The organism is Bacillus sp. N12A5 (assembly GCF_026790125.1).
In the GTDB taxonomy this organism is placed as follows: Bacteria; Bacillota; Bacilli; order Bacillales; family Bacillaceae; genus Bacillus.
On the sequence record NZ_JALAMR010000021.1, the window covers coordinates 1 to 15,973 of the forward strand.

Below are 15,973 nucleotides of genomic sequence, written 5' to 3' on the forward strand. Positions count from 1 at the left end.
TACTTGACAGGGATAAGACCAAACGAGCGGTCTTTTTTTTATCGGAAGTAGCTGATCAATAATCCGATCGAGAGCAGAAATCCGAAAAATGTATTCGTTTGGGCTGTTGATTTCATTGCAACAATCATATTCATCGGCAATTCTTTTTGGACGAAGCCCTTCACTGCCTGAACTGGCTTAGGCACGCTTAAAAAGACAACAAACAGCCACGGGCTTGCGGCACCGGTAATCACCAAGCCGACAACCCAAATATAGGCGACAGCAAACGACGCAGCCAAGAGAGTGACAGCACCCTTATGCCCCATCAAAATCGCCAATGTTTTGCGTCCGCCTTTTTTGTCCTCTTCAATATCGCGAATGTTGTTCGACAGGTTAATCGCACCGACAAGAATCGCAATCGGAATTGAAATCAAAATGCTTTGCGTATTGATCATATCAGTCTGGATGAAAAATGAAATCAGCACAAACACCGATCCCATGCAAATGCCTGAGAATAACTCACCAAACGGCGTGTATGCAATTGGCAGCGGCCCTCCTGTATACAAGTAGCCGATCGCCATACCGACAAGGCCGATCAAAGCGAGCCACCAGCTGCTGCTCGCGCAAATATAAACGCCGAGCAAAATGGCAATCCCGTATGATGCGAGAGCCAATTGCAAAATCGTCTTAGGCTTCATTCCATGGCGTACAATTGCCCCTCCGATTCCGACAGATTCTGCTGTATCCAGCCCGCGTTTAAAATCATAGTATTCATTAAATAAGTTCGTCGCGATCTGGATCCATAGGCAAGAAAACAGCATAGCCAGAAACAGCAGCAGATCAACCTTCACATAAAACATCGCCAAAACGGTTCCGAGCAGCACAGGCACAAACGATGCAGTTAACGTATGGGGACGGGTTAACTGCCAAAGGATCTGCCCCATGCTTTCTTTCTGCGGCGCTGTCTGACCCTCACCCTTATTTGTTTGGTTCATCTTCCTCTTCCTTTCTATTAAAAGGCTTACTTTTTTCAGCCGGCAGCTTGATAAAAACTCCTTTTGCTTCCTTATCTATCATAATGACTTCTCCCCCATTTCACAAGATACCGCAAGAAGGCGTTTTCTTTCTTATTATACGCTTTCGGCCCCGATTTCATTAGGTTTCTGCTTTTACCTGAACGAGCTGGCACGGAAAAATTTTTTTAAGTGCATTACGCTTTTTAAAAGTTAAAAAGATCTTTTGACTCCATTCATCTTTTCCTTTATTATGAATCAGCTTGAAACATTCCATTCTCACTCTTGCAGGTATAAAGATTCATTTTCAAAAACAGACGCCGATATATTAATTCGAGGGAGATTAGGGAAAAAATGAAACTTTTTGAGCATCTGATCGTCAAATACTCATGTGATTGTCGAAAAAACGGGAAGGGAATTTTTAATATGCTGCAATTGATGAAACAGCTGTATGAAAAGCCCGCTATCAAGTGGACATGTCATACAGGCTTTTATTTGATGATACTGCTTGTTTTGTTTTTTATGTATGGTTTTCACACCGCGAATACCGGTTCATATATTTATAACGATTTCTAATTGGAGAGAGAATAACTATGAAACTTTTACATGCTATTCAAACACATGCGGAAACTTATCCGCAAACCGATGCCTTCCGCTCTCAAGGCCAGTCGCTCACCTATCAGGAATTATGGGAGCAGTCTGACCGTGCGGCTGCCGCGATCCAAAAACGCATTTCTGGGGAAAAGAAATCTCCTATCCTTGTGTACGGCCATATGGAGCCGCATATGATCGTTTCCTTCTTAGGAAGCGTCAAAGCGGGACACCCTTATATTCCGGTTGATCTGTCCATTCCGTCCGAGCGGATTGCGAAAATTATCGAAAGCTCTGGAGCAGAATTGCTAATCCATGCTGCCGGACTTTCAATTGATGCAGACAGCTACCGCATTCAGACGGTTTCGGCAGAAGAACTGCTGGAAAACGAAGGCGGCTCTGTCAGCCAAGATCAATGGGTCAAGGAACACGAGACGTTTTATATCATTTACACTTCCGGAAGCACAGGAAATCCGAAAGGCGTGCAGATTTCCGCTGCGAATCTTCAAAGCTTCACAGACTGGATTTGTGCAGACTTTCCAGTGACCGGAGGAAAAACATTTTTAAACCAAGCGCCGTTTTCATTTGATTTATCTGTTATGGATCTTTATCCGTGCCTTCAATCAGGCGGGACTTTACACTGCGTGACAAAGGATGCTGTGAATAAGCCGAAAATCTTATTCGAAGAACTGAAGAAGTCCGGGCTGAATGTATGGACATCGACCCCTTCCTTTGTGCAGATGTGCCTGATGGACCCTGGTTTTTCTCAGGACCTGCTGCCTGAGGCAGACACATTTATGTTTTGCGGAGAGGTTCTTCCGGTTTCTGTGGCAAAAGCGCTGCTTGAGCGTTTTCCGCAAGCAAAGATTTTTAATACGTACGGTCCGACTGAAGCGACAGTGGCTGTCACATCTGTTGAAATTACGAGTGACGTCATCAGCCGCAGCGAATCGCTTCCAGTGGGCTTTGCCAAGCCAGATATGAATATTTTCATTATGGATGAACAAGGACAGCCGCTTCCTGATGGAGAAAAGGGAGAAATCGTCATTGCGGGGCCGAGCGTAAGCCGAGGCTACCTTGGTGAGCCAAAGCTGACGGAAAAAGCGTTTTTCTCTTATGAAGGCCAGTGGGCATACCGAACTGGTGATGCCGGCTATATTCAAGATGGTCAGATTTTCTGCCAAGGGCGGTTGGATTTCCAGATTAAACTTCACGGCTACCGAATGGAACTGGAGGAAATTGAGTTCCATGTCAGACAGTCTCAGTACGTTCGCTCTGCTGTCGTGATTCCGTATCAGCCAAACGGAACAGTTGAGTACCTGATCGCTGCTATTGTGCCTGAGGAGCATGAGTTCCAGAAGGAATTCCAGCTGACAAGCGCCATTAAGAAAGAGCTTGCCGCTTCCCTTCCGGCGTATATGATCCCGAGAAAGTTCATCTATCAGGATCATATTCAAATGACGGCCAACGGCAAAATTGACCGGAAACGCATCGGCGAAGAGGTTCTTGTATGACGCCTTACAGCTCGTTTTTATTCTTTATACTGCTTGGCATTCTTCTTCTGCCGACGATCATTCTCGGCCTGAACGGAAAAAGATTTCAAGCATACAACATGTTCATATCTATCATTATATTGGCTTTAATTTTTTCGCACGACTTACACGGAGTCATCGCACTGTGCCTGTTTACAATATGGCAGGTGCTCCTGATCAGCGGCTACCTGGCATACCGGCAGAAAGCGAACAGCGGCTTTGTCTTTTGCGGAGCTGTTATCGCGTCGATTCTGCCTTTATTTCTGTCAAAAATATGGCCGTTTCTTTCACACCCGCAGCCGCATCACCCGCCACATAACCTGATCAGCTTTTTAGGGATTTCGTATTTAACCTTTAAAGGCGTTCAGCTGATTATGGAAGCAAGAGACGGCCTGCTGAAAGAACAGCTGCCGCTGCACCGCCTGCTGTATTTCATCCTGTTTTTCCCGACGATTTCCTCCGGTCCGATCGACAGATACCGCCGGTTCGTCAAGGATGAACAGAAGGCTTGGACAAAAGAAGAATACGCTGATCTATTGTACACAGGGATTCATAAGATCTTTATCGGTTTCCTGTACAAGTTTATTATCGGCTACGCAATCAATACGTACTTCATCATGAATCTTCCCGCGATCACGCACAATAAGATTCTCGGGAACCTGCTGTACATGTACGGCTACAGCATGTATTTATTCTTTGATTTCGCCGGCTACACAATGTTTGCCGTCGGGGTCAGCTACATTATGGGCATTAAATCACCGGAAAACTTTAATAAACCGTTTATCAGTAAAAATATTAAAGATTTCTGGAATCGCTGGCATATGTCTCTGTCATTCTGGTTCAGAGATTATGTGTTTATGAGATTCGTATTTTGGATGACTAAAAAAAAGTGGATCAAAAACCGTATGGCCGTCTCAAACATCGGGTATTTCCTGCTGTTTATGCTGATGGGGGTTTGGCACGGGCTCGCGCCGCAATATATCATTTACGGCCTCTATCACGCCGTTCTGATGACGTGTTACAACTTTTTCGAGAAGTGGAATAAGAAATATAAATGGCTGCCGTCCAACCGCTGGACAACCATTCTCGCGATTGTGATCACATTCCATTTCGTTTGCTTCGGGTTTTATATTTTCTCAGGAAAACCATTTCATCACCACCATTAAAGGAGATTAGATAGCTATGGATTTTAAACAAGAGGTATTAGACGTTTTAGCAGAGGTTTGCCAGGATGACATCGTAAAGGAAAATCCTGATATTGAAATTTTTGAAGAAGGTTTGCTTGATTCTTTTGGAACAGTAGAATTGCTGCTTGCGATTGAAAACCGTTTTGATATTTTAGTGCCGATCACTGAATTTGACCGGGACGTTTGGAATACACCTAACAACATTGTAAATCAGCTGTCTGAGTTGAAATAATGAAAAAGCGTTTTTTCGGTCCAATTATTTTGGCGTTTATTCTATTCGCAGGCGCCATCGCAATTCCATCTTCATGGCTGACAGGCTTCATCACCGATAAGCGTGTGAAAGAGTCAGCAACAGCCTTGAATCCGAGTATGTTTCAAGGGCTATATTTACAAGATCAGATGCTCAAAGATCCGACATATCTTCCGATTTACGGGTCTTCTGAGCTTTCCCGGCTGGACGAGTTCCACCCATCTAATTATTTTCAGGTAAACAATGAGGGATTCACGCCATACCTTGTCGGCAAAGGCGGGTCCCAGTCATTGATTCATTCTTTAAACTTCGCTGCCCATATGGATCAGCTGAAGGGCAAAAAAATCGTATTCATCGTGTCTCCGCAATGGTTTATTAAGCGCGGGTCTGATGAACAGCATTTCGCGCCGAACTATTCTGCACTGCAAGGGCTTGATTTGGCATTTAACGATCAGATCGACCCTGAAATTAAAAAGAAAATGATGAAACGCATGCTGCGCTTTAAGGCTGTGCAAAACGATGCCATTCTTTCTGAGCTGTACAAAGCAATGGTAAACGGCCAGACGTGGAAAGTGAACGCGCTGAAGCCGGCGGCGAAAGTGTATTACAGCATGCTGGAAAAGAAAGATCTGTATTATTCAACGACAGAATCATCCGGGCCAAAGCGCTATATCTCGCAGTCAGTAAAGGATAAGTCATGGTCTGAATTGAATAAACTGGCGGATCAATCAGGCAAACGCCACTCCGGTTCTAACGATTTTCACATCGACAACCCTGTCTATAAAAAGCTGAAGCCGAAAGTGCCTAAGCTGAAAGGGAAAAACAAAGGAAGATCGTATGCGGTGTCACCGGAATATGGCGACTTTGAAATGATGCTCGATATCCTGAAGGATGCGGGCGCAGAGCCTATGTTTGTCACCATCCCTGTCAACGGAAAATGGTACGACTACACAGGCTTCCCGAAAAAAGGCCGCACTGATTATTACAAAAAAGTGAATAAGCAGATTAGAGCGAAGGGCTTCCAGGTTGCTGACTTTTCGGGGCATGAATATGACCCGTATTTCATGAAAGATACCATTCACATCGGCTGGAAAGGCTGGGTGTATGTCGATAAAGCAATTGACGAATTTTACAAAACCGGAAAAGTCACTTCATCCTAAGCATCTCATAGGACACGGCTGCATATTTCCTGCTAAGATTTCAAATAGTAAAGGAATCACAGCCAACTAGTTAGAGGTGGTATATCAATGAAGATGACAGGCAATACGGTTTTAATCACAGGGGGTTCCGCCGGCATCGGGCTTGAACTGGCCAAGCGCCTGCTGGAACTTGGCAATGAAGTCATTATTTGCGGACGCAGCGAGACGAGGCTTTCAGAAGCGAAGCAGCAGCTCCCAAACATCCATACAAAGCAATGTGATGTTGCAGACCGTTCGCAGCGGGAGGCATTGTTTGAATGGGCTCTAAAGGAATTCCCGAACCTGAATGTTCTCGTCAACAACGCCGGCATTCAAAAGGAAATCGACTTCAAAAAAGGGACAGAGGAGCTGTTTGTAGACGGAGATGAAATTGAACTTAATTTCCAAGCGCCTGTCCATTTATCAGCCCTTTTCACACCTCATTTGATGAAGCAGCCCGAGGCGGCAATCGTTCAGGTCACGTCGGGACTAGCGTTTAACCCGTTAGCTGTTTATCCGGTGTACTGTGCAACAAAAGCGGCACTTCACTCATTCTCGCTTACGCTCAGACACCAGCTTCGCGATACGAGCGTGGAAGTGATTGAAATGGCGCCTCCTATGGTGGACACGGGACTAAACCAAAAATCACGGGATAAACAAGGCCTGACATACCGGGGCATGTCAGCTGAAGAATATGTTCAATATTTCTTGGACGGCTTGAAAGAAGGGAAACAAGAGATTACAAATGAACGTGTTGAAGGTCTTCGGAATGCCACTCGCGCTGATTATGACAGGGTGTTCCAACAAATGAACGCGCAGGAGAATTAATTTCTCCTGCTTTTTTCTTATGAATTTCTTACATATTTGAGCAAACCTATTGCGAATATTTGTTGAAGGTATACAATAGAATATAAATTATTTTCAAATAAGTTTGATAATATAAACAATTTAACAACAGGGAGATTGACCATGACTAAACAAACGATTCGCGTTGAATTAACATCAACAAAAAAACCGAAACCAGATCCAAATCAGCTTTCATTCGGAAGAGTGTTTACAGACCACATGTTTGTAATGGACTACGCGGCGGATAAAGGATGGTATGATCCAAGAATCATTCCTTATCAACCTGTTTCAATGGACCCGGCCGCAATGGTATATCACTACGGCCAAACTGTGTTTGAAGGATTAAAGGCCTATGTGTCAGAGGATGACCATGTCCTGCTTTTCAGACCGGAAAAAAATATGGAACGCCTGAATCAATCAAACGACCGGCTCTGCATCCCGCAAATTGATGAAGAACAGGTTCTGGAAGGCTTAAAACAGCTTGTTGCGATCGACAAAGACTGGATTCCGAATGCAGAGGGCACGTCCCTTTATATCCGTCCGTTTATCATCGCAACCGAGCCTTTCCTCGGTGTTGCAGCATCTCATACGTATAAGCTCTTTATCATTCTTTCTCCGGTCGGCTCTTATTACAAAGAAGGCATCAAGCCGGTCAAAATCGCTGTTGAAAGTGAATTTGTGCGTGCGGTAAAAGGCGGAACGGGAAATGCCAAAACCGCAGGGAACTACGCTTCAAGCTTAAAAGCGCAGCAGGTGGCTGAAGAGAAAGGATTTTCTCAAGTACTCTGGCTGGACGGCATTGAGAAGAAATACATTGAAGAAGTCGGAAGCATGAATATCTTCTTCAAAATCAACGGTGAAATTGTAACGCCAATGCTGAACGGAAGCATCCTGGAAGGCATTACGCGCAATTCCGTCATCGCTTTGCTTAAGCATTGGGGCCTTCCGGTTTCAGAACGGAAAATTGCGATCGATGAGGTCATCCAAGCCCATAAAGACGGCATCCTCGAGGAAGCCTTCGGCACAGGCACAGCTGCTGTGATTTCGCCGGTTGGTGAGCTGATCTGGCAGGATGAAACACTGTCGATTAACAACGGTGAAACAGGTGAAATCGCCAAAAAGCTATATGATACGATTACAGGTATTCAAAAAGGCGCTGTCGCTGATGAGTTCGGATGGACGACTGAGGTTGCAGCACTGACTGAAAGCAAGTAAGCAAAAAGCCGGCCCACTGAAGGCCGGCGTTTTTTACGCTTCAATTTTGTTAAAGAACTGCGGCAGGTACGCTTTGTGCGCCTCCAGCATGTCGTCTAAAATCTGCTTGGCGACCTTGTCAGATGGGACGAGCGGATTAATGGTCATCGCGAGAAGTGCTGTTTGATAGTCGCCTGTAACTGCCGCTTCTGCCGCGACCCGCTCAAAGGATTTGATTTGCTGGACGAGGCCCCGGACAGATACCGGCAGATCGCCGACAGCAATTGGCTTAGGCCCATTTTTCGTCATGACACAGTTCACTTCAACTGCGGAGTCGTCTGGGATGCTGGCTATTGCGCCATTATTGACCGTGTTCACCGGCTGAATGTCGTGTTTATCATTGTAAATGGAACTGATTAAATTACACGCTGCATCGCTGTAGTAAGCGCCGCCCCGTTTTTCCAGCTGCGGCGGTTTGATCGCTAGGTTTGGATCTTTGTAAAGCTCGAACAGCTCTTTTTCAACCTTTTGCACGACTTCAGCGCGTGTGCCTTCTGTTTGTGATGCTTCCAGCTCATGCTCCAGCATCTCTTTCGTTTTGAAATAGTAACGGTGATAGCCGCAAGGGATGATATCGAGCGCTTTTAAAAATTCCGGCTCCCACTCTGCACCCGAAATGTTTTTCATCGTCATCGCGTTTTTCGGATCACCCATGGCTTCAATGACTTGCTCCTTCACACTGACACCGTCCAAGAAGACATCCAGCCCGAATACCATATGATTCAGTCCGGCGAATTGGACTTCTATGCGGTCCACATCTACATCAAGCGCTTTGGCTACACCCATTTTGATGCCGATTGGAACGTTACAGAGACCGACGACTTTCTTCAGGTTGGAGTAGCGAAGCAAGGCTTCTGTCACCATGCCGGCCGGGTTTGTGAAATTAACAAGCCAAGCGTTCGGGCAGAGCTCTTCTATGTCCTTTGCGATCTCAAGGATGACCGGAATTGTGCGCAATCCTTTGAACAGGCCTCCCGGGCCGTTCGTTTCCTGGCCGATGACCCCGTATTTTAATGGAATGCGTTCATCCTTGGCTCTTGCCTGCAGAAGTCCGACGCGGAATTGAGTCGTGACAAAATCTGCGTCCTTCAGCGCTTTTCTCCGGTCGAGCGTAAGGTGAATGTCGATCGGGACACCGGCTTTTTCAACCATCCGTTTGGCGAGCGTGCCGACAATATTCAGCTTCTCTTCGCCCTCAGGGATATCGACGAGCCATAATTCACGGACAGGCAGTTCATCATACCGTTTAATGAACCCTTCCACGAGCTCTGGCGTGTAGCTTGAACCTCCGCCAATCGTTACAATTTTTAATCCTTTTGTCATATGCTTGCTCCCCTTTGCTCGGTGATTTTTTCATATAACGCAATGAACTCCGCCGCGAGATCCTTCACTGTCATCGCATTCATTAAATGATCCTGTGCATGAACCATCAGAAGCGTCATTTCCGTCCTTTCTCCGCCCGCTTCATTTTGGATCAGCTCTGTCTGGTAATGATGGGCTTTTGTTAATTCTTCTGCGGACTCTTGAAGCTTTTTCTGCGCTTCTTCTGCGTCACCGCTTTTCGCAGCGGCAATGGCCTCCATGGCGGAGCTCCTGCCGTTTCCTCCGTGAAGAATAATTTGAAAAATGATTTGCTCCATTTTCTCATTCACGCGATTCACTTCCTTTCTCTACAGAGCCGCTTCTTTGTCATCTGATGCTGCAGGTGTTTGGATCAGCTCCAGATCGTTTTCTTCTCTCAGCTTCTGTTTATCCCACATTCTGAAGAATGGATAATAGACAACAAAGGATACAGCGATATTAATGGCTTGCATGACCGCGCCTGAGACTTTTCCTCCTGTCGCCAAATAGCCTGAAAAGATTGGCGGCATGGTCCATGGGACTGCGATACCCGCCGGTTTGGCGACAAGGCCGGTGCTCATTCCGATATAAGTGAGTGTCACTGTGACAAGCGGCGTGATGATAAACGGAAGTAAGAGCATCGGGTTCATGACGATCGGCATTCCAAATATAATCGGTTCGTTAATATTGAAGATGGCCGGACCGATTGCAAGCTTTCCGAGCTGCTTCATTTGTTTGCTTCGGGCGCGCAGGAACATTGTGACAACGAGTGCCAATGTGGCTCCGCTTCCGCCGATATTAATCCAGATATCAAAAAACTGCTGGGTGAAAATTTTAGGCAGCTCCTCGCCGGCTTGAAACGCGATTCGGTTGGCGTCCATGGCGCCGTACCAAATCGGTGCCATGACGCCGCCGACAATATTGGCGCCGTGAAGGCCGCAGGCCCATAAAAGCATTTTGACGCCTTCCGCAACGAGGCTGCCCCCCAGGCTTCCGCCAAGAATGGAAAGCGGCGTCCCCAATAAAACGCTTACAATATTATGAAGGCTTTCAAACGGCGTCGCTTCAACAAGCAGCCGGGCTGCCCAGATCAGGAAGATGACCGCAAAGCCGGGGATTAACGCGACAAATGACTTGCTGACTGCCGGCGGAACGCCATCCGGCATTTTGAAGACCAAGTTACGCTGGATGATGAGACGGTAAATCTCTGTCGACACCATCGCGATAATCATGGCGACAAACAGGCCTTTGCTTCCCATCAGCGAAAGCGGAATTCCGCCGCCGACCATAATTTCTTTCGTCGAACCATCAGGTGTAAACGGTACTTGATACGGTGTCGCTAACAAAAATGCCGCAAGGGAAATGGCTCCTGCCGACAAGGCATCGACGCCGTATTTCTCGGCGAGCCGGTAGGCGATGCCGAATGCGGCGACCAGTCCCATAATTTCAAAGGTGGCGTCGACTGGGTAGGCCAGTTTTTCAGACCAGGAGCTGCCAAACGTTTTTGCCATAAACTCGGCGTATCCCGGGATCGGGAGGTTGCCGATAATGAGGAAAAAAGAACCGATGATAATCAGCGGCATCGTGAGGATGATACCATCACGCAGTGCCTGCAAATGGCGCTGTCCCGCAATTCTTCCAGCTATAGGCATAACCTTTTCTTCTAAGATCTGATTGACTTTATTCACACAGCCCGCTCCTCTCTATGACACATGTCCAAGCTGTTCAGCTGATTTCAGCACTTCCGCCCCGTTGCACGTGCCATAATGAACGGTATTAATGACGTCTACCGGAACCCCCTTTGACTCTCCTAATTTTTTCAGCTGCGGAAGCATATAACGGACTTGCGGGCCGAGAAGCAGTACATCCGCTTTATCGATATGATTCTGTACAGAATCGCCTGAAACTGCCCAAATGGTATAGTCTTTTCCTTGTTCCTGCGCACTTTTTTCCATCTTGCTCACCAGTAAGCTGGTAGACATGCCTGCTGCACAAACGAGTAATATATTCATGTAAAAGACCCCCTAGAGTTTGATCAATTTTGTCATGTCCTGCTGTTGCTATCATCATATTATGAAATCGCTTTCATAAACACTCAAGGTTTTTCCGCAGCAAACGGAAAAAAGGTATATACAGACTGTCAGCTCAGCATTTTTTGGTCAAACACATCCGAAAGCTCTTGATACGAACGGCATTTGATCAGCTGGTTCACCGCCGACGGGTCATCCAAAATGCTGCCAAGCAGTTTGTACATGCTTTGCAGATCGGCCTTGTTCTCCTTTTCAACACAAAGCAGACAGACAAATTGAACACGCTGATTCTCCCAATCTATCGGTTTTTTGAGCGTACAGACGGCCCAAAACGTAGTTTTTGTCTGCGGAACGAGCGGGTGCGGGATGGCAACTAGATTGCCAAAGCACGTTGGCGACATGTCTTCTCTTTCAAAGATAGAATCTATGATTTCTTTATCGGCATAGCCGCAATCAACTGCTTTCTGCCCTAAAAATTGAATCACTTCTTCTTTTGAGCGCAGATCCTTCTGGAAAAACACCAGGTCTTTTTTCAGATAGCGGGCCGCTTTTTCTTTTTCATCACTTAGAATGGATTCGATTTTTGTAAAGTCAGTCCCGCCCAGAAGTGTGTTGACCTTGAGCACTGGCACAGGGAGCTCTTTGTTGATCGGGATGGTGCTGATGACAAAATCAATTGAATCATAGGATATCTGGTCAAGACTGTAGTACTCAGCCGTTCCAAGAATATCAAGCCGTTTGCCGAAATGGGAGCGGAGTTTTTCACGCAGAAGCTGGGCGCTTCCTGCACCTGATGCGCATACGATGATACATCGTTTCGGCGGGCTTTCTGTTTTTTTTCGTTCAATCGCGGCGCCAAAGTGAAGGGCCAGATAACCAATTTCGTTTTCATGAATCTCAATGCCCGTTTGTTGCTTTATCACCATTCCGGCAACGATCCCGGCTTCAAAAGCCAGTGGATAATGTTCCTTGATCGCCGCCAGCATCGGATTTCGCAAGTTCATGCCGTATCGGTTGCGGCTGATCGCCGGCTTCATATGCAGCGACAAGCCGATTTTCAGCTCTTGGTCATGCAGGATACCGAGCTTCAGTTCACGATCAACGGCCTTTATCATAGCAAATGTCAGCTGATCAGTTTCTTCGTCAATTGAAAAAGCATCCTCCCCGCATTGTGGTTGCGGAATTCGTTTTGTGCCAAGGAGATGCATGGCGATATAGGCCGTCTCGTCCTTCGGAAATGTAACGGCAAGTGCTGATTCCAGCTCTTTTACGATGGCTTCTGCCGCCTGATATTCCTTTTGATGCTGGATATGATCCATATCATCCGGAAAAAGAGATACGTAGTTTTCCGTTCTGATCCGTTTACAAGCGATGGCAATATGAATGATGAGGTTATTCAGCCCTAAGTTAGACAGTGGGATGCGGTCGTTCTTCATTTTTTTGAGGATGGCTGAACGGATGATTTCGATTTCTTCATTAGGCACAATATCAGCCTTTTCATTCAGAACATCAATCTCCATTTCTCTATCATCAAAAATGTACTCCGCCATACAGTACCTCATCTGCACCTCGTCACCGCGGAGCTTGAAGCCGTAATTCGGGCGTGTTTCCATGACGATGCGGTAAGGCAGCAGCCTTTTTTTGACTTCTTTCAAATCCGTTTGAAGCGTAGATTTTGAGATAAATAGTTCTTCAGCCAGTTCATCGAGCTTGAGGTAATGCTCCGCAAGCAGCAGCCTTTTCATAAGATAGGCCATTCTCTCCTCCGGCAATACCGGCAGGCCTTTTTTTTGCTGACATTCATTTTGCAGCAGCGTTCTGAATGTCTGCTCGTCATGAATGCGGAGTTTGTAGCCGGAACCTCTTACGGATTGGACAAAAGCGCCATGGCCGCTCAGCACGCCTTGCAGTTCCTTTATATCATTGCGGACCGTCCGTGTTGTCACGTTTAATTGCGCGGCAAAAAACGAGCTTGTCACCGGAGCTTCGGCCGCCATCAGCAAGCGCAGAATATCACGAAGTCGCCCATGAAGCATGAGAAAAACCTCCTATCAAGTAGATGCAGGGATTAAGTGAGTGAGCAGAAAGGATGATGAAGGAATGTGAAATGTATATAAATTCTATAATGGAGAGAATGGCAAGTCAATGAACATCGGGAGACTGGGGGGAAAACTGACCCATAAAAAACAGCCGGGGTCAGCCGGCTGTTCGGGATGCGGACATATTTTTTTGTTTAGACGCCTTTCGATCCTTCATGATTTTTCGAACAATGGGGTAAATGACCGGCGCCCATTTGATAACGGTTTTGATCATCTTTTTCAAAGCTCCGATTCTCCCTTCTTTTTTCTCAACCATTCCCCTGATTGCCCTTTGCTTAAACATCTAACGCGACACGTACCTGTTTCCCGTCACCCAGAAACGCCACGGATAATCGCGGGCCTCTCCGCTGTTGTCGATGCCGATGCGCGGGCCGGTAGAAATCTGTTCCGGTGTATATCCGCTTTCAATGTAAAGCGGCTGTTCCGTGATCCAGCGTCCGTAGTCATTCATCGTGACGCCAAGTGCTTTCGTCAGCTTTCCGGGCCCATTTGTCCATTCCCTCGGACGCCGGCCCGGCCTTCTCTCCTCCATTAACAGCTGCCCTTCATGAGGCTCAATCGCCCTGATTAATACGGCTTGCGGGACACCCTCTTCTGCGGCAACGACATTCAGCAATGTATGGGTGTGCATGACATACGTATACACCCTCCCAGCTTCCGCAAACATAATCTCAGTCCGCTTCGTCCGGCGATTGTTAAAGCTGTGGGCGGCTCTGTCTTCGGCTCCCATATAAGCTTCTGTTTCCACTATATAGCCTGACGCTGTGCCTCCGTCTGTTTCTTTTACCAGAAGGCAGCCTAGAAGCGACGGGGCGAGCTCAAGAGCAGTTTTTTGGTAAAACGTGATAGGCAGCGGATGTCTTTCTCTTGTCACGAATCGAACTCTCCTTTTACCGATTTTTGTACATTGTACCATTCCCGAAGCCGATGAAAAAAAACGGCTGTTTTAAAATCTTTCCATTAAGGGAATATTGTTACCGTTCAAAAAAGGAGGGTCAACAATGAAAGAGGATCATCAAAACAAGCATCACGGAACAAATGCCCAAGGCAGTGAGGATGCGCTTTCTCATAAGACATCTGGGGAAAACGAATCAGAGGATACCTTAACGAACAGGCAGGGACATCCTGTCACTGACAACCAGAATGTAAGAACTGTCGGGAACAGAGGGCCTACAACACTTGAGAACTACGATTTTCTCGAAAAGATCAGCCACTTTGACCGTGAGCGCATCCCGGAGCGGGTTGTCCACGCCCGAGGAGCAGGTGCACACGGATATTTTGAAGCGTACGGAAGCTTTGGAGACGAACCGATTTCAAAATACACCCGGGCCAAGCTCTTTCAGGAAAAAGGCAAGAAAACCCCTGCATTTGTCCGTTTTTCTACGGTGAATCATGGAAAACACTCACCTGAAACATTGAGAGACCCGCGCGGTTTTGCCGTTAAGCTTTATACCGAAGACGGAAACTGGGATTTGGTCGGGAACAATCTGAAAATCTTTTTTATCCGCGACCCGCTGAAATTTCCGGATCTTGTGCACGCATTTCAGCCTGATCCAGTAACCAACATCCAGGACGGTGAACGTATCTTCGACTTCATTTCTCAGTCCCCTGAAGCGACACATATGATCACCTTCTTGTTTTCGCCTTGGGGCATTCCGGCCAACTACCGGCAAATGCAGGGTTCGGGCGTACACGCCTATAAATGGGTGAATGAGGAAGGCAAAGCCGTTCTCGTGAAATATCATTTCGAACCGAAACAGGGCATCCGCAACCTGACACAGAAGGAAGCAGAAGAGATTCAAGGGAAAAACTTTAACCATGCAACACAGGATTTGTATGAAGCGATCGAAAATGGCGATTATCCGGAATGGGAAGTGTATGCCCAAATCATGAGCGATGATGAGCATCCTGAACTGGACTTTGATCCGCTTGATCCGACAAAGCTGTGGTATAAAGACGATTTCCCATGGAAACCGATCGGCAAATTGGTTCTTAACAAAAACCCGGAAAACTACCATGCGGAAGTAGAACAAGCTTCATTCGGAACGGGAGTGCTTGTTGACGGGCTTGATTTCTCAGATGATAAGTTGCTTCAGGGCCGGACGTTTGCCTACTCTGATACGCAGCGCTACCGTGTAGGCGCAAATTACCTGCAGCTTCCGATCAACTCACCGAAAAAACATGTCGCCACCAACCAGGAAGGCGGGCAAATGCTGTACCGGGTCGATAGAGCAGAAGGCCAAAACCCGCACGTTAACTATGAGCCGTCCATTATGGGCGGGCTGCAGGAAGCGAAGCAGGATGGAAAGGATCATACGCCGCACGTCGAAGGTGATGTAAAGCGTGAAGCAATCGACAGAACGAACAACTTCGGACAGGCCGGCGAAACGTACCGGAGATTTACTGAATTTGAACGGAACGAATTGATCACGAACCTGGTCAATACGCTTTCTACATGCCGCAAAGAAATCCAGGATCAGATGATTGAGAATTTCACAAAAGCTGATCCGGACTACGGGAAACGCGTGGCAGAAGGGCTGAAAAAAGTTTCCGAAAACAACAGCAACGGGCCGATCGGCACAACTGAAACGGAACAGGCTGCAAAACAGGCTGAGCAGGAAAGCCATCCGTCTGACCCGTATTAAAACAGTGAACAGGACTTGTTTGAAGTCC

Annotated in this window: 17 protein-coding genes; 8 read left to right on the plus strand and 9 right to left on the minus strand. The window is 46.8% G+C overall.

Features of this window, described 5'->3' with window-relative positions:
- Positions 1–38 precede the first annotated feature (38 nt).
- Positions 39–974, minus strand: coding sequence for a 1,4-dihydroxy-2-naphthoate polyprenyltransferase (locus MOC09_RS18340; RefSeq protein ID WP_268360440.1), 936 nt, complete (start codon positions 972–974; stop codon positions 39–41).
- A 160-nt stretch (positions 975–1,134) separates the two neighbouring features.
- On the minus strand, positions 1,135–1,269 hold the full coding sequence (locus MOC09_RS18345) for a hypothetical protein (protein WP_268360439.1): 135 nt from the start codon (positions 1,267–1,269) through the stop codon (positions 1,135–1,137).
- Positions 1,270–1,418: 149 nt separating this feature from the next.
- On the opposite strand from MOC09_RS18345, the gene MOC09_RS18350 reads away from it, so the two are divergent.
- The 7 genes from MOC09_RS18350 (at position 1,419) to MOC09_RS18380 (ending at position 7,791) form a co-directional block, all read left to right on the plus strand.
- Positions 1,419–1,568, plus strand: a complete 150-nt coding sequence (locus tag MOC09_RS18350) for a teichoic acid D-Ala incorporation-associated protein DltX (protein WP_029317146.1) — start codon at positions 1,419–1,421, stop codon at positions 1,566–1,568.
- 17 nt (positions 1,569–1,585) lie between these two features.
- A complete protein-coding gene (gene dltA, locus MOC09_RS18355) occupies positions 1,586–3,097 on the plus strand; it encodes a D-alanine--poly(phosphoribitol) ligase subunit DltA (RefSeq protein ID WP_268367224.1) in 1,512 nt (503 codons plus the stop codon).
- On the plus strand, positions 3,094–4,281 hold the full coding sequence (dltB, locus tag MOC09_RS18360; protein ID WP_003227327.1) for a D-alanyl-lipoteichoic acid biosynthesis protein DltB: 1,188 nt from the start codon (positions 3,094–3,096) through the stop codon (positions 4,279–4,281). The genes dltA and dltB overlap by 4 nt, the downstream gene beginning before the upstream one ends.
- Positions 4,282–4,297: 16 nt before the next feature.
- Positions 4,298–4,534: a D-alanine--poly(phosphoribitol) ligase subunit DltC gene (gene dltC, locus MOC09_RS18365; protein WP_003227325.1), complete on the plus strand. Its 237-nt coding sequence runs from the start codon at positions 4,298–4,300 to the stop codon at positions 4,532–4,534.
- The gene (gene dltD / locus MOC09_RS18370; protein ID WP_003227323.1) at positions 4,534–5,712 is read left to right on the plus strand and encodes a D-alanyl-lipoteichoic acid biosynthesis protein DltD; all 1,179 of its coding nucleotides are present in this window, start codon (positions 4,534–4,536) and stop codon (positions 5,710–5,712) included. The genes dltC and dltD overlap by 1 nt, the downstream gene beginning before the upstream one ends.
- An 87-nt stretch (positions 5,713–5,799) precedes the next feature.
- Positions 5,800–6,558 (plus strand): SDR family oxidoreductase, encoded by a 759-nt coding sequence (locus MOC09_RS18375; RefSeq protein ID WP_268371427.1) that lies wholly within the window; start codon positions 5,800–5,802, stop codon positions 6,556–6,558.
- Positions 6,559–6,699: 141 nt separating this feature from the next.
- Positions 6,700–7,791 (plus strand): branched-chain amino acid aminotransferase, encoded by a 1,092-nt coding sequence (locus MOC09_RS18380; protein ID WP_187953060.1) that lies wholly within the window; start codon positions 6,700–6,702, stop codon positions 7,789–7,791.
- Positions 7,792–7,824: 33 nt separating this feature from the next.
- Here the strand turns inward: MOC09_RS18380 and licH are convergent, their stop codons facing one another.
- From licH to MOC09_RS18415, 7 genes are all read right to left on the minus strand, one after another.
- The gene (gene licH / locus MOC09_RS18385; protein ID WP_268371429.1) at positions 7,825–9,153 is read right to left on the minus strand and encodes a 6-phospho-beta-glucosidase LicH; all 1,329 of its coding nucleotides are present in this window, start codon (positions 9,151–9,153) and stop codon (positions 7,825–7,827) included.
- Positions 9,150–9,482 carry a PTS lichenan transporter subunit IIA gene (licA, locus tag MOC09_RS18390; RefSeq protein WP_268360435.1) on the minus strand — a complete coding sequence of 111 codons (333 nt, stop codon included), beginning with the start codon at positions 9,480–9,482 and terminating at the stop codon, positions 9,150–9,152. Before licA ends, licH begins: the two co-directional genes overlap by 4 nt.
- 18 nt (positions 9,483–9,500) lie before the next feature.
- Positions 9,501–10,859: a PTS lichenan transporter subunit IIC gene (licC, locus tag MOC09_RS18395; protein ID WP_268360434.1), complete on the minus strand. Its 1,359-nt coding sequence runs from the start codon at positions 10,857–10,859 to the stop codon at positions 9,501–9,503.
- A gap of 15 nt (positions 10,860–10,874) precedes the next feature.
- Positions 10,875–11,183, minus strand: a complete 309-nt coding sequence (gene licB, locus MOC09_RS18400; protein ID WP_003218755.1) for a PTS lichenan transporter subunit IIB — start codon at positions 11,181–11,183, stop codon at positions 10,875–10,877.
- A 128-nt stretch (positions 11,184–11,311) separates the two neighbouring features.
- The gene (gene licR, locus MOC09_RS18405) at positions 11,312–13,237 is read right to left on the minus strand and encodes a transcriptional regulator LicR (protein ID WP_268371432.1); all 1,926 of its coding nucleotides are present in this window, start codon (positions 13,235–13,237) and stop codon (positions 11,312–11,314) included.
- Between the two features lie 160 nt (positions 13,238–13,397).
- Entirely contained in the window at positions 13,398–13,556 is a 159-nt protein-coding gene (locus MOC09_RS18410) for a hypothetical protein (protein WP_009968374.1), read from the minus strand.
- Positions 13,557–13,583: 27 nt separating this feature from the next.
- A complete protein-coding gene (locus tag MOC09_RS18415; RefSeq protein WP_268360432.1) occupies positions 13,584–14,174 on the minus strand; it encodes a DNA-3-methyladenine glycosylase in 591 nt (196 codons plus the stop codon).
- 127 nt (positions 14,175–14,301) lie between these two features.
- Between MOC09_RS18415 and katX the strand changes: the two genes are divergently transcribed.
- Positions 14,302–15,945, plus strand: a complete 1,644-nt coding sequence (katX, locus tag MOC09_RS18420) for a catalase KatX (RefSeq protein ID WP_268360431.1) — start codon at positions 14,302–14,304, stop codon at positions 15,943–15,945.
- Positions 15,946–15,973 lie beyond the last annotated feature (28 nt).

Coding starts and splice junctions, on each gene's coding strand:
- MOC09_RS18410 (WP_009968374.1), bottom strand. CDS start 13,556: ATGGTTGAGAAAAAAGAAGGGAGAATCGGAGCTTTGAAAAAGATGATC.
- dltD (WP_003227323.1), top strand. CDS start 4,534: ATGAAAAAGCGTTTTTTCGGTCCAATTATTTTGGCGTTTATTCTATTC.
- MOC09_RS18380 (WP_187953060.1), top strand. CDS start 6,700: ATGACTAAACAAACGATTCGCGTTGAATTAACATCAACAAAAAAACCG.
- MOC09_RS18375 (WP_268371427.1), top strand. CDS start 5,800: ATGAAGATGACAGGCAATACGGTTTTAATCACAGGGGGTTCCGCCGGC.
- dltC (WP_003227325.1), top strand. CDS start 4,298: ATGGATTTTAAACAAGAGGTATTAGACGTTTTAGCAGAGGTTTGCCAG.
- MOC09_RS18345 (WP_268360439.1), bottom strand. CDS start 1,269: ATGGAATGTTTCAAGCTGATTCATAATAAAGGAAAAGATGAATGGAGT.
- MOC09_RS18350 (WP_029317146.1), top strand. CDS start 1,419: ATGCTGCAATTGATGAAACAGCTGTATGAAAAGCCCGCTATCAAGTGG.
- katX (WP_268360431.1), top strand. CDS start 14,302: ATGAAAGAGGATCATCAAAACAAGCATCACGGAACAAATGCCCAAGGC.
- licH (WP_268371429.1), bottom strand. CDS start 9,153: ATGACAAAAGGATTAAAAATTGTAACGATTGGCGGAGGTTCAAGCTAC.
- dltA (WP_268367224.1), top strand. CDS start 1,586: ATGAAACTTTTACATGCTATTCAAACACATGCGGAAACTTATCCGCAA.
- dltB (WP_003227327.1), top strand. CDS start 3,094: ATGACGCCTTACAGCTCGTTTTTATTCTTTATACTGCTTGGCATTCTT.
- MOC09_RS18340 (WP_268360440.1), bottom strand. CDS start 974: ATGAACCAAACAAATAAGGGTGAGGGTCAGACAGCGCCGCAGAAAGAA.
- licB (WP_003218755.1), bottom strand. CDS start 11,183: ATGAATATATTACTCGTTTGTGCAGCAGGCATGTCTACCAGCTTACTG.
- licR (WP_268371432.1), bottom strand. CDS start 13,237: ATGCTTCATGGGCGACTTCGTGATATTCTGCGCTTGCTGATGGCGGCC.